This is a genomic window from Bacillus sp. MYb209 (genome assembly GCF_002975175.1).
Taxonomy (GTDB): domain Bacteria; phylum Bacillota; class Bacilli; order Bacillales; family Bacillaceae_G; genus Bacillus_A.
Genome location: NZ_PCNZ01000024.1, coordinates 50188 through 63908, shown reverse-complemented (window position 1 = coordinate 63908; position 13721 = coordinate 50188). Strand labels below are relative to the sequence as shown.

Annotated in this window: 10 protein-coding genes and 1 pseudogene; 7 read left to right on the top strand and 4 right to left on the bottom strand. The window is 35.4% G+C overall.

The features are described 5' to 3' along the window. The first annotated feature begins 185 nt into the window (after positions 1–185). From CQZ94_RS24360 to CQZ94_RS24350, 3 genes and pseudogenes are all read left to right on the top strand, one after another. A pseudogene (locus tag CQZ94_RS24360) lies at positions 186–1447 on the top strand (MFS transporter). A 55-nt stretch (positions 1448–1502) separates the two neighbouring features. Next, complete coding sequence (locus tag CQZ94_RS24355; RefSeq protein ID WP_105587474.1) at positions 1503–2369, top strand: ABC transporter permease subunit; 867 nt, start codon at positions 1503–1505, stop codon at positions 2367–2369. A 1-nt stretch (position 2370) separates the two neighbouring features. Beyond that, positions 2371–3372 carry an ABC transporter permease gene (locus CQZ94_RS24350; protein WP_142395929.1) on the top strand — a complete coding sequence of 334 codons (1002 nt, stop codon included), beginning with the start codon at positions 2371–2373 and terminating at the stop codon, positions 3370–3372. Positions 3373–3421: 49 nt separating this feature from the next. Here the strand turns inward: CQZ94_RS24350 and CQZ94_RS24345 are convergent, their stop codons facing one another. Beyond that, positions 3422–5122: a pyruvate oxidase gene (locus CQZ94_RS24345; protein ID WP_105587471.1), complete on the bottom strand. Its 1701-nt coding sequence runs from the start codon at positions 5120–5122 to the stop codon at positions 3422–3424. A gap of 82 nt (positions 5123–5204) precedes the next feature. Then, the gene (locus tag CQZ94_RS24340; RefSeq protein ID WP_002012804.1) at positions 5205–5942 is read right to left on the bottom strand and encodes a ZIP family metal transporter; all 738 of its coding nucleotides are present in this window, start codon (positions 5940–5942) and stop codon (positions 5205–5207) included. Between the two features lie 155 nt (positions 5943–6097). Between CQZ94_RS24340 and CQZ94_RS24335 the strand changes: the two genes are divergently transcribed. The 3 genes from CQZ94_RS24335 to CQZ94_RS31915 all read left to right on the top strand — a co-directional run bounded on the left by CQZ94_RS24335 (position 6098) and on the right by CQZ94_RS31915 (position 8962). Next, a complete protein-coding gene (locus CQZ94_RS24335) occupies positions 6098–6868 on the top strand; it encodes a class I SAM-dependent methyltransferase (protein WP_142395928.1) in 771 nt (256 codons plus the stop codon). A gap of 503 nt (positions 6869–7371) precedes the next feature. After that, positions 7372–7836, top strand: a complete 465-nt coding sequence (locus CQZ94_RS24330) for a DinB family protein (protein WP_181149539.1) — start codon at positions 7372–7374, stop codon at positions 7834–7836. Between the two features lie 427 nt (positions 7837–8263). Next, the gene (locus CQZ94_RS31915; protein WP_258166041.1) at positions 8264–8962 is read left to right on the top strand and encodes a DUF7003 family protein; all 699 of its coding nucleotides are present in this window, start codon (positions 8264–8266) and stop codon (positions 8960–8962) included. A gap of 166 nt (positions 8963–9128) precedes the next feature. Here CQZ94_RS31915 and CQZ94_RS24320 read toward each other — a convergent pair whose 3' ends face one another. Then, the gene (locus tag CQZ94_RS24320) at positions 9129–11510 is read right to left on the bottom strand and encodes a heavy metal translocating P-type ATPase (RefSeq protein WP_105587466.1); all 2382 of its coding nucleotides are present in this window, start codon (positions 11508–11510) and stop codon (positions 9129–9131) included. Between the two features lies 1 nt (position 11511). Beyond that, positions 11512–11859 carry an ArsR/SmtB family transcription factor gene (locus tag CQZ94_RS24315; protein ID WP_105587465.1) on the bottom strand — a complete coding sequence of 116 codons (348 nt, stop codon included), beginning with the start codon at positions 11857–11859 and terminating at the stop codon, positions 11512–11514. 527 nt (positions 11860–12386) lie between these two features. Between CQZ94_RS24315 and CQZ94_RS24310 the strand changes: the two genes are divergently transcribed. After that, positions 12387–13700, top strand: coding sequence for a hemolysin family protein (locus CQZ94_RS24310; RefSeq protein ID WP_105587463.1), 1314 nt, complete (start codon positions 12387–12389; stop codon positions 13698–13700). The last annotated feature ends 21 nt before the right edge of the window (positions 13701–13721 follow it).

Genomic DNA, 13721 nt, shown 5'->3' with positions numbered 1-13721 from the left:
ATCCATGTGTGCACATGGTCTTTTTTACACTGTCTACCTAAAGGGGATAATACCAATAAGAGTCTTTTTTAATAACTGGTTCTCTATAAAGAAGGAAAAGATTGGATAATAGTCGAAAAAATATAATACGACTTCCGAGAAATGACTGAAATAATAATATTTTGTCGAGAGAAAGGATACTAAGTATGAAAGAAATGCTACAGTTATTTCGCAACAAAGTGTATGCACGGTTTTTTCTAGCAAATATTTTAGAACGACTCGGTTCTATGATTGCTGGTATATCTTTAATGTTTTATTTGTTAGATCAATACGGAAAGCAGCCAGTTTACGCAACGACGACGCAAATTATGGTTGCATTACCTGCACTAATTTTTTTTCTATTAGTAGGGACAGTGGTGGATCGGTTTGATAGACAACGTATTTGTACGATAAGCAATATATGTTGTTCTCTCTGTAATATCGGAATTTTAATTTCGCTTTATTACGGGATGATTATACTTGTCTTTATATTTTTATTTTTGGAAAATGCGTGTATTCAATTTTTCTCGCCATCTGAACAGGCGATGATACAGGGGGTAGTGGACTCGGATCAATATGGTGCAGCAGCAGGTATTAATCAAATGGTAACTAGTTTGTATGCTTTATTTGGTGTAGGAATTGCAACGATGGTATATTGGACATTTGGAATTTACGGGAGCATTTTAGTCAATACGTTCACCTTTATTGCGAGTGGTATTTTAATTCAAACAATTTCAATTCCAGAAAGTGTTCGTTTACCAAATGGTAGAACAAAATGGAAAGAAGTTAACTTGAAGATGTTAATAACAGAGTTTAAAGAAGGTATCAAGTACATATACCAAAATGAAACTTTAAAAAAGTTACTATTAGGATTTATCGTATTTGGATTATTAAATGGCATTTTAAGCGTATCGACTACTTACATATTAAAATACAAACTAGCTCCAGAAACGTATGAAAGTTTAGCAATGGTAGGTGGGGTAGTTGGAGGGATTTCATTATTGATCGGAAGTGTAGTAGCAACAAGTGCAGGTAAGAAATATGCCCCAAAATCTATTATTGTTTTTGGGATGGCTGCTCAGGAGTCTTCTTCGGTATGTGCTACTTTGTAAATCACGTATGGCCTTTTTATGTATGTATAGCTTTTGCGACTTTCTTTCTACCGTTTATTAATATTGCGATATCAGGGTGGATGTACGAAATTGTAGAAGAGTCATTTATGGGGCGCGTTCAAAGTTTACTTAGTCCATTAACGACAGGATTCCAATTGTTATCTCTTGGAGCGATAGCTATGTTATTCCCAAAATGGATTAGTGCAGATACATTGTATATTATTTTATTTGGTTTATTATTTTTTGTTACGTGTTTATACCAAGCTATTTTACCTAGTGGGAAAAAGCGAGTGCAGGCTGTAGCTGAAGAGATGTAATATATCTGAAATTTCATTTCTGAATATTCTTTCGGATGATAAAGGGGTAATAGTTATGTTGATGCGAATTGCTAAGTGGTGTGGGGTTACATGTTTACAATTATTTGCGGCGCTTATTTGTATTCTATTTTTAGGGGCACTCCCGCGCTTATTTAAGGGGCTGCAAATTGATTTAATCGGTTTTTGGAACACAGTTGTGTTTCTTGGAGAGAAGTTACTTCAACCAGGTGAAATTACGTATGGGTTTCGGAATTCAAGAAAGTTGTTTCCACAAATATGGATTCATTATGTAGAGACAATGTTTGTATTTATTTCGGCATTTATACTATCTTTACTCATTGCGTATTTTATCGTTGTTTGGGTATTACAGCGCTCTCAATCAAAGCAACGTATGTGGAATGGGATTTTCGTCGGACTTGAAAGTATTCCGGATATTTTATTAATTTTATTATCTCAACTTTTAGTAGTAATAATCTTTCAAAAGACAGGTTTTATGCCAGTGAAATTTGCAGGACTTGGAGAGGAAAGGGCTCGCCTGTTACCAATAATATGCCTTTCTATACCTACAACTTTATTATTTATTAAGCTACTATTATTACGTTTCAGAGAAGAATTAGAGAAAGATTATAGTATATTTGCTAAGAGTAAAGGGCTAAGTTTAAGACATATTTTGACGCACCATATTTCAAGAAATGTCTTGTTAACAACAGTCTATTATGCAAAAACAAATATTTTATTTATGTTATCAAATTTATATATTATTGAATGGCTGTTTAATACGTACGGTATGTTTGTTTTTGTAAAAGAAAATTCAAAATTAGAAATATTTACAGTGAGTTTAGTTTTATTATACGTACCGCTTTTTATACTATTTCGTTTATTACATACGCTTTTACAAAATGTTATAAAGGAGCGTGTGTAACATGTGGAAAGTTGTAAAAAGAGATGTGAGATTTTGGCTAGGTGTTACTTTTTTGAGTGTACTAATGATTGTTAGTATTGGAAATACGGTGCTTTTTGACGGAAATATTCGTGAACTAACGATGATGTATAACGAAAAAGGAGAATTGGAGGCTGCTCCGTTTTCACCGTCGAGTAAATTTTGGTTCGGAACTGATGAGAAAGGCCGCGACCTGTTCCAGTTAATAATAGAAGGAGCGAAATGGACAGTTGGTGCAAGTATCGTTATCGCAGTTTTACGTGTAGTAATTGGCGGAGCTATTGGTTTATTATTTGGTATGTACAGTAAACGCTCATTTTCAGTTATCTCATCTTTTTTTGATCCGTTTAGTATTGTACCAATGATCATGATTTCTTATTTTATGTTAAATGCAGTTTTAACGTTCGAAAGTGGAGAGGCGGCTGCTCCGTTTCATTTGCGAGTTGCGTTTCAAGTAGTGGTTCTTGCGTGCCTTGCTGTACCAACTGTTATGTTGTATGTAGCGCAAGAAGTAAAACGTATTAAGAATGAAGAATTTATGTTGGCGGCCACTGTGCTCGGCGGGAGTAAGTGGCAGAGGTTGAAACGCCATGTATGGCCGCATATGCTACCATCATTTCTTTTATTAGTAGCCCAGCAATTTGTAAGTACTTTATTACTCCTCTTGCATCTTGGTTTGTTAGAATTATTTTTTGGCGGAACAATAATTTTTGGTACAGAGGCAGATAGTGTAACAAAAGAATGGACTGGCCTAATTGGTCAAAACTTCCGTCACTTAACTACTCATACATGGATCGTACTTATACCAATCGCTTTCTATAGTATGACAATCTTGTCAGGAAATCTTATTAGTAATAGTATGCAAGATGCGATTAAACTAGGTAATGTTAGAAGAGCGAATCGGAAGAAGGAAGAAATGCAAGTAGAGAAACAAATACAACCTACTGTGAATGATTTTTCTTTCTATAGAGAGGTACAAAAATAAAGAAAGATAGCTGAAGACAAATTGTTTTCAGCTATCTTTCTTTTATATTTTAAAGTGGCGGTAAATCAATCTTACCTTCTTCAAATAATTCTTTTATCATATGTTTCGTATAACCGGCTGCTTGACCAAATGGGATTTTTGCTGGCATCGGTGCTTCATTTACATCTACAACTACATCAATAATGCACGGTTTATTTTGTTTTACTGCATTTTCAAAGGCAGGAAGTAAGTCATCTAAATGTTCTACGCGGTATCCAATACCACCGCACGCCTCAGCATATTTTGCGAAATCAGGATTCGTTAAGTCTGTACCAAATTCAATATTTCCCATAACTTCTTGTTCAAATTTAATCATAGCAATTTTATTATTGTTTAATACAACAACAACGATTGGTAGTTTATATTTAACAGCTGTTACGAAGTCATTCATTGTCATTCCGAATCCGCCGTCACCACAAACTGCAAACACTTGTTTATCTGGGAAAGCAATTTGTCCAGCAATTGCACCAGGTAAACCGCAGCCAAGTGTTGCAAGCCAACTAGAAATGATAAATTGCTGATTCGTCATACGGAAGTGCCTTGCTGTCCATACTGTTACATTTCCAACATCGACTGAAAGAATTGCGTCATCTTCTGCTACTTTCTGCAGTGCATGCATAACTCGCTGTGGTTTAATTGGAGTCGAAGAATCTTCTTCTTGAGTGTGTAATTTTTCTTCCCACTTTTTCATCATTTCTTGATGATGCTCTAAGAAGGAATGGTCCTCGTGTTTTTCTACATTTTCAATTAACCATTTTAATGTTTTATCAGCATCACCAGCTAAGCCGATATCTGTCGTATAACGTTTCCCGATTTGTGCGGGGTCTGTATCAATATGAAGTGTTTTTGCTTTTTCGGGTAAGAAACCAGTGAACGGATAAGAAGTGCCCACCATAATTAAAGTATCTGCATGCTTCATTGCTTCATAAGAAGGTTTCGTCCCGATTAACCCTAATCCACCGATACAAAGAGGGTGTTCATCAGGAACAATCCCTTTAGCTGGTAATGTAAGTACGATTGGAGCACCGATATGTTCTGCAAATGCAAGTAAAGACTCTCTCGCATGTTTTGCCCCTTTCCCAGCTAAAATAACAGGTTTTTTCGCTTCATTAAGTGCGAGTTTTGCTATAGCTAAATCTTCTTCTTGCGGAAATATTTCTGGTAATGTAAAGGAAGAGTTTGTAATGCGCGCACCATTTTTCACTTCAAATTTTGGGACATCATCTGGAATTGTAAGAACAGAGACACCTTTTTTCGTATATGCCATTCGAATCGCTTGATTCACTACAGCTGGTAACTGTTCAGCTGACATTATTCGTTGATTATAAACCGCAACGTCATCAAACATTCTTTCTAAGTTTACTTCTTGGAAAAAATCCGTCCCGAGTAAATCGGTTTCTACTTGTCCTGAAATTGCTAATACAGGAGCTTGATCGAGTTTGGCATCATATAAACCGTTTAATAAATGAATAGCTCCAGGTCCTGCAATAGCCATACAAACACCAAGTTTTCCTGTTAATTTCGCATAGGCTGCCGCTGCTAACGCGCCAGCTTCTTCATGGCGAACTTGAATAAATTTAATTTTATCTTGTTTTTTTCTTAAAGCTTCAATTATAGAATTGATGGAATCTCCAGGCATACCATATATGTGTTCTACACCCCAGTCAATTAAAAGATCCACTAATGCTTCACCGGCTGTTTTCCCAAACATAATCGTTCCTCCTTATAATAGGTAGATACTATTATGTTTTGGAGAAAAAGGAAAAATATACAAATGATATAACTTTTTTGTTTTAATGATGTCCAGCGAATAGAGTGAACACTATTATTAGTAAAAAGCCACTAGTAGACCACGATAGAAACTGCAGGAAAGGTAGCTGTTTTTTTGCTTTCCAAAGCATTTCATGAATTGTAACATAGCCAAGTGAACCAATAGCACTTCCCATAATGAGACCTTGTAGATGAAGAGCTTTTCCTTCCATTAAAATACCAAAAACAGTACCGGTACCGAGAATAAGAGAAAGTAATAAAGTTGTTAATAAAAATGAAATATATTTATGTTTTGTAAAGAGAAATGGAATAATTAAAGCTAATCCTTCTGGAATATGGTGAATAACAATCGCAAGTAAGAAAGGAATGGCAGAGTCATTATGATTCATAAATGCTGCACCTAACGCAAACCCACTCGGCATATTATGAATGAATATGGCGAAAGAAAGAAAAAGGAAGGTTTGCCATGCTTGTTGATCTTTCTTATGTATAATTGGATGATGGCAATAGTTATCTAATAAGCTCATAACTAATACTCCGATAGCAATTCCAAGTAAAGGACCTATTATTTCATAGCTTGAAAATGTTTCAGGAATAATTTCAAGTGATAATAATCCAAGTAAAATACCACCACATAATGCGTATAAGCGATGCATCTTTTCTTCAATTAGTTGGCGTGTTGCAAATCCAACAGCACCGCCTAATAGTAACCCGCCGAACGAAAAAAACGTAACGATCATTGGAATCCATAATCGTTCCATATTATCACACTCCGATTCTATACCCTTGTTTTTAGCTTACTAATAGGGGAGGCAGATTAGTCCAAGTAATTATGTTTGATTATAGAGAAAAGTCTATCGATTCGTTATAATCTATATATTGAATTTAAATAGGTAATGCGAAATGGGGAATAAGATTGCAAACAAAATGGAGTTTATCTGAATATGAGAATCCGGAACGGTATGATGTAGAAAATAAGAGTTTGTCAGATTTTCCATTTTTACTTTCTTGGGCAAGGAAACTTAATATACAAAATGAATGGATTTTAGATATTGCATGTGGAACAGGGAGAGTCACTATTCCTTTTATCGAAGAAGGATATCATATGATTGGTGTAGATATACATGAAGGTATGCTTGCTGAAGCGAAGAGTAAATCTGCGAGTTTAAAGAATGTGAAATGGTTACAGCAAGACTGCTTGCAATTGAGCGTCGAAGAAACAATTCCGTTAGCATTTATGGTAGGCCATGGATTCCAGCACTTTCTTACGAATACACATCAAAATCAATTATTAGCATCGATTCATAATGTAATAACTGATAATGGTATATTTATATTTGATACACGTTTTCCGTCAAAGGAAGAATTAATGCAACCATCTACAGAAGAATATTGGACAACTATTACAGATGAAAAGGGAAGAAGATGTGATTTATATACTGAGATGAATTATGATTCAATTCAGCAAATACAGCACTACATAACAACAAGAAGGTTTTATGAGGATAATGCGCTCGTAGAGGAACTGAAAACAACAATAGATCTTAGGTATACGTATCCACAAGAATTAGAAAGATTACTAGTAGCGAATGGATTTGAATTGTTACATATATACAATGATTGGGATGGGAATGAGTTGCAGGAGGATTGTTATTCAATGGTGGTAGTTTGCCGGAAGAAAAGATAGGGATGTTGAGTATTAGTTGATAAGTGACATAAAGAAGTGTTCCTAAGAATATATGAATATAAATTTATAAACTCTAATAAAAGTCTAGTGTTTTTAAGGTTTTTATTCGTTTTTTGTATAGTTTCTATTTTATACATATAATCGATCATTTCAGATACAACGAAACAGATGTAGCTTTAAAAAATTCACGATGCTTATAAAAAAATCCCTTTGGATCATTGTATCTAAAGGGATTTTTTATAGTGAAAAGAGAAAAGAAAATCTGAACTGAAACGTGAATTAGAACTGTTCAATAGCAATGAAATAATGTCACTAAAGGGCCAGATTGTTGAATATTTGTTATAATGAATCAGGATACAGAAAATTTTAATTTTTCTGTATTATTTTTCTGGGAAAAGTATAAAAACATAAGAGGACAGAGCAACAGTGAGAAGGTCGAAAGAATTGTTTATTTTGTTAAGTGGAAAAAGGGTGTTCAATTTTGAAAAATGAGGGGAATGCTTATGTCATCTTATTTCTTTGAAGGCGGGTTACATGGGGAAAATGCTCATGTTGATCCCTTGGAGGTGTTTGAGGGTTTACGGTGGGAGATGTCTGGTGGAAAACCCGCGAACTGTCCATATTCAGTATGGCAGATTTTAAACCATATGATTTTCTGGCAAGATTTCTATCTTTCCTATCTTAAAGGTAGAGTGCCCAATCATCCAGAACATGACGAAGACTCATGGCCCGATGAAACAGCTCCGTCAAATAAAACCAAGTGGAGTGACGCCCTATTTCTATTCAGTAAGGGAATAAAGGAAGCTGAAAATGAAGCGAAAAAAGATTTAAAGGAACTGAAAGACGTAGGATTGGGAAGGACTCGTGGTGACATTTTAGCCACACTTATGGCACACAACAGTTATCATACCGGACAGATAGCACTGATTCGGCAATTAATTGGAGAGTGGCCTCCACCTTCTTGGTGATACTTGATAGCTAATCGGTTGCCGTTTTAAATATTGAAAGTTTAACAATCGGACGCGTTTATTTAGAAACGCGTCTTTTCTTGTATAGTAAGTCATTAGATAGAAAATGATCAAACTGTATTGTGCACTAACAATAAATTGTATGTCTTTGTTTCAATTGTAAGGAAGAATAAGGGGAGCTGCAGTGGAGTGTTACGATGGGGACTGTGAAAATACAATTATAAAGAAAATGAAGGATAGCGTCATAATCAAATGTTGTTTACTGTGCCATTAGAGTTTTATATAATATACAAATAAACAAAACTGATGTTTGCCATTTTAGAGGGACATGAAAAATGTCCTTGTATTTAGATAATGTTTATGAGTTAAATAAAGAAAAACGAATGTAATAAAAATTTACTATACTAACTTTATGGAGAGTAATGTTATGAAAGCAGAAAAAATACTTAAAACACTAGATAGGTACGCGGGGGAGTTTGATTTTCCAGTACTTGATAACTATAATTTTGACTTAGCACAATCCAGAATATCTGTTTTTCGAGAGGAAGACAAGTGGCTCATTGTATTTGAGGTTGTGGGCGTTGATGCAAACCTTGAGATATCGAATAGCTTCTATGTGTATAGTAATAGCATGAGACAGCAAGGATTCTTTGCATGTTTTGATGAAATCTTAACGCTGGTAAATGAAGAGTATTGGTACGATGATGAAGATCGTTTCCTTGTAGATCCTTTTCATATGGAGCTACTTTTGAAAGGAGAACATATTACCTTAACACCAACAGTAGAAGAGTATAAGCGTTTAGGAATTGAAACAAATTCATTTCATCCTACCAAACTTATTCGTTTTTTAACTTCTATATATAAGGAGAAATTCTGGATAAAGCCCTCGGACATATTAGATGAAATCAATGCAGAATTTAAACCAAATCTATTTTATCAAACAGAAGAATGGGAACATCCTGATATTAGTGATGATCAAAAACCGAGTGAGAGCATATTCTTTCAAAGTTTAGCTAAAGCGATTGAATTAAATAATGTGAATTTGATAACTGTAGGAAAAGTAAATAATGATTGGACCAATTGGACATGGAGTGATTTTGAAAAACAAGAAGAGGATGACCTTTAAATCAGAAGATGAGGAAAAGATAGAATGTGTTGGCATAGGGTCATAGTAACTCAGCTGTTCTCACAGTAACGCTTATTTTTATAAACGCCCACTAAATGATAACATTTCTACATCCTAATTCAATTTGTATATAAGATAAGGAGCTACTAAGTAGCTCCTTATCTTATTATTTGTTTCGTAATAAACGCATACTGTTAAGGATTACAATAAGTGCAGCGCCTGTATCACTTAGGACAGCCATCCAAAGAGTAAGCCAACCTGGGAAGATAAAGGCAAGGGCGATAAATTTAATAATCAATGAGAACCATATATTTTGTTTTATGATGTGCAATGCTTTCCGACTTAGTTTCATTGTATATGGAAGTTTTTCAAGATTGTCTGCCATTAATACAATATCTGCCGTTTCCATTGCGGTATCAGTTCCTGCACCGCCCATTGCAATCCCTAGGTTTGCGGTAGCGAGGGCAGGGGCATCATTTATGCCGTCCCCAATCATAGCCACTGTTTTCCCTTCAGATTGAAGTTGTTTGACAGAATGAACCTTATCTTCTGGAAGTAAGTTAGCAAAATAGCGATCTACTTTCGCTTTCTGTGCAATGTGTTCAGCTGTTCCTTCATTGTCTCCTGTTAACATAACAGTTTCCCGAATACCTGATTGTTTTAATTCTTGAATTGTTCCATAAGTAGTAGAACGAATGGAATCTGCTACTGAAATCATTCCTAAAATGACTTTGTTCGTTCCAATAAGTATCACGGTTTGACCAATTTTTTGCATCTCTCGAACTGGTTCATTCCACATTTGAAGCGAAACTCCAAAATCTTCATATAATGCTTTATTTCCAGCATAGTATGTTTCGCCATCTATCGTTACTTGCGCACCTTTTCCTACAATGGCGCGGAAGTCTGTTCCACTTTGGATAGAAGTTTGATGCTCTTTCGCATATGCTGTAATTGCTTTTGCAATTGGATGATTGGAGTATTCTTCAATTGTTGCTGCAATTGATAATAACTCATCTTCATTACAATCCACGCTTCGTACATGCATTACTTTTGGTTTTCCTTCGGTTAATGTACCTGTTTTATCAAATGCAATAGCATTTAATGAACCTGCAATTTCTAGAGCTGTACCACCTTTAATGAGTACACCGTTTCTTGCTGCATTTCCAATTGCAGATACAATAGCAACAGGAGTTGAGATAACTAAAGCACAAGGACACGCAACAACAAGAAGTTCTAATCCTTTATAAATCCATTCCATCCAGGTACCCATACCAATAAGGGGAGGGATAATCATGACACCAATTGCTAATACAAAAACGATAGGTGTATAGATTTTTGCGAAACGATCCACAAATGCTTCTGTCGGTGCTTTCTTTTCCTGTGCTTCCTCTACAAGGTGAATAATTCGAGATAACGTAGTGTCTTCAACGAGTTTAGTTACTGTAATCTCAAGCGAACCTTCTTCATTGATCGTTCCTGCATATACAGAATCGCCAATTTGTTTATCAATTGGGATAGATTCACCAGTTATCGGTGCTTGGTTTACAGTAGAAGTGCCTCCTATAATTGTTCCGTCTAATGGGATTTTTTCACCGGGCTTTACAACAATCGTTGTATTCACTACGATATCATCTACAGATTTTTTTATAAGTTCCGTTCCAACTTTTACCCAAGCTTCTGATGGTGCTAAATCAATTAATCCACGAATAGATTCTCGTGTACGTTCAATTGATTTATTTTGTAGTGTTGCCCCTAGTGCAAATAACCAAACAACTGTTGCGCCTTCTAACCATTGACCAATTAATGCAGCACCAATAGCGGCCGATATCATGAGAACGTTCATATCAAGTGATTTACTTCTAATTGCATAAAAAGAACTTTTAGCAGGTTTATAACCACTAATACCAATGCTCGCCGCATAGAGAAGTGTAATAAGAAGAGGCGATATGGTTGTAAAACTTCCTCCAAATCCTAAAGCTAAAAATAGCCCTGAGAGAATCAAAGTTGTATTTTTTGATTTTGAAACAGGTGTTGATCCTCTACGAGCTCCAGCTAAAGTGGCTTCAAAGCCTGCGTTAGATACTTCTTTTATAATGTCATCTACATTTCGGTCATGACGAATGTGCATTTTTCCAGTAGCGAAGTTTACTCGGACTTCCTCTACACCAGAAACGTTGTATAGATGCTTTTCGATTGTTAAAGCACATGCCCCACAATCCATACCTTCTACAAGATAAGTTTGTACGCCATCTCCTGATATTTTCTGAGTATTAAGAAGAGGTGATGGGTCTTCGCATGAGCTATCATTACAGCAAGAAGATTTTGATGTCACTGGTTCTTTTGGTAGGGCTAATTCAGATGAACAACAGGTTTCCGTTTTGGTTTCACCATTACAACAAGAAGTATTTTTAGCAACTGGCACAATAGGGATCTCTTTTTTTGAAGAGCAACACGATGAAGTTCCCTTTGCTAATTTTTCTTTTGTGGGTGCTATGGAAGAATCTTGACAGCAATTCGTTTGTTTTTCGCGCTCCTTTTTATCTATCATGTCAGTTCTCTCCTTTTTGAGATAAACAACCATCGTTTTTATCACATGATGCTACTTCATTTTGTACCTCATGAAAGACAACATCGAACATTGTAAGTAACTGTTCAATTTGTGTACTGCGTAAGGAATAGTAGACATATTTTCCTTCTTGTCTACCTAGGATGATGCCGCATCCCTTTAAACAGTTCAGATGTTGTGAGATATTTGACTGATTTCCTTTAGTGATTTCTACAATTTCGGATACCGTTTTTTCACCATCCAACATACATTGAAGAATCTGAAGTCTTGTTTTATCAGCAAAGCCTCGAATAAATTTGGCTTTTATATCTAAGTCATTTGAGTTGTACAATCGTATCCTCTCCATTCGTATTAGTAATAACTAATATGTTTATTCTTTATTCATATTAGCATCGGCTAATATGTGTGTCAAAATATTTTCGAAAAGTCTGATAAAAACTACTGCACTTTGTTTTTTTACTATGAGAAGGAATGTAAATAATGAACAAAAAAACTAATATAGTTAGTGGAAACGAAGGGGATGTTATAGTGTTTGGTGCACGCATTAATAGATTTTATGTAACAGGGAAGAGAAGCCCTTTGTTTAATTTTCAGGGATACAAAATGTAAACGTTGACTGGGATTTATTTCTCATGCTAACATATAGATAATTTAATCAAGGCGGTGGAAATGTATTGGACTCAGATGTTGACTCGGATAGGTGGCTAAATGACCTCGATTTTCTCAAGGTACCTCACATCATTTTGAGAATGTAGATTGTATTCAATCTCATGTTAATGTGTATGAAATTGTAGGTATGGAAAGAGAAAATATATCAGGAGGTGAATCCTTTAGTTTCAAGGAAGCTAAGGGAGTTAGTTGGACATATTTAATTTAATCATGGTAGCGGTTTTAATCGCATGTACTGCATTTTTCGTGGCAATTGAGTTTGCTATTGTAAAAGTAAGAGGATCAAAGATTGATCAATTTGTATTAGAAGGGAAGAAGGGTGCACTGGCAGCTAAGAAAGTGACATCAAACTTGGATGAATATTTGTCAGCTTGTCAATTAGGGATTACAGTTACAGCAATGGGACTCGGGGCACTAGGTGAACCAACGATTGAGAGACTTTTACATCCTTTATTTGATAAGTGGAACATTAATCCTTCTATTGCAGGTGTATTATCTTTAGGAATTGCTTTTACCATTATGACGTACTTACATGTTGTAGTTGGTGAATTAGCACCAAAAACATTGGCGATTCAAAAGGCTGAGAAGGTTACTTTATTACTTTCGGCTCCGCTTATCTGGTTCTACAAAATCATGTATCCGTTTATTCGCTTGTTAAATGGCTCTGCAAGGATGATAACAGGAATGTTCGGCTTAAAACCAGCATCAGAGCATGATGTAGCACATACAGAAGAAGAATTACGACTGATTCTTTCTGAAAGTTATGAACGTGGAGAAATTAATCAAGCTGAATACAAATATGTAAATAATATTTTTGAATTTGATAATCGTATTGCGAAAGAAATCATGGTCCCACGTACAGAAATTATAGGGCTACATGTAGATAATTCTTTAGCAGACCATATGAAAATAATCCGTGATGAAAAGTATACACGTTACCCAGTATTTGGGGAAGATAAAGATGAAATCATTGGCATGGTGAATGTGAAAGACTTCTTTATTCGTTATATGAATAAGGAAACAAAAGAATTCAGTTCTATTCAATCGTATACGCGTCCAGTAATTGAAGTAATTGAGACCATACCAATACATAATCTTTTACTACAAATGCAAAAGAAACGTATTCCGTTGGCTGTCTTATATGATGAATACGGCGGTACGGCTGGTATTGTAACCATTGAGGATATACTGGAAGAGATTGTAGGAGAAATACGTGATGAATACGATGAAGATGAGCGTCCGCCCATTCAGCAAATGAATGAAGGACATGTTGTCGTAGAAGGTAAGGTATTAATTAGCGAATTAAATGATTTACTAGGATTACATATGAATGATAGTGATGTCGACACGATTGGTGGTTGGATTCTGATGCAGAATTATGATATTCAGGAAGGGCAAACAGTAAATAGCGAAGGATATGCATTTAAAATTCTTTCTAAAGACCCTCACCAAATCAAACGTGTTGAAATACAAAAAGAAATGTTGGAAGCAGCAACTGTATAGTTGCTGCTTTTTATTCAGCTG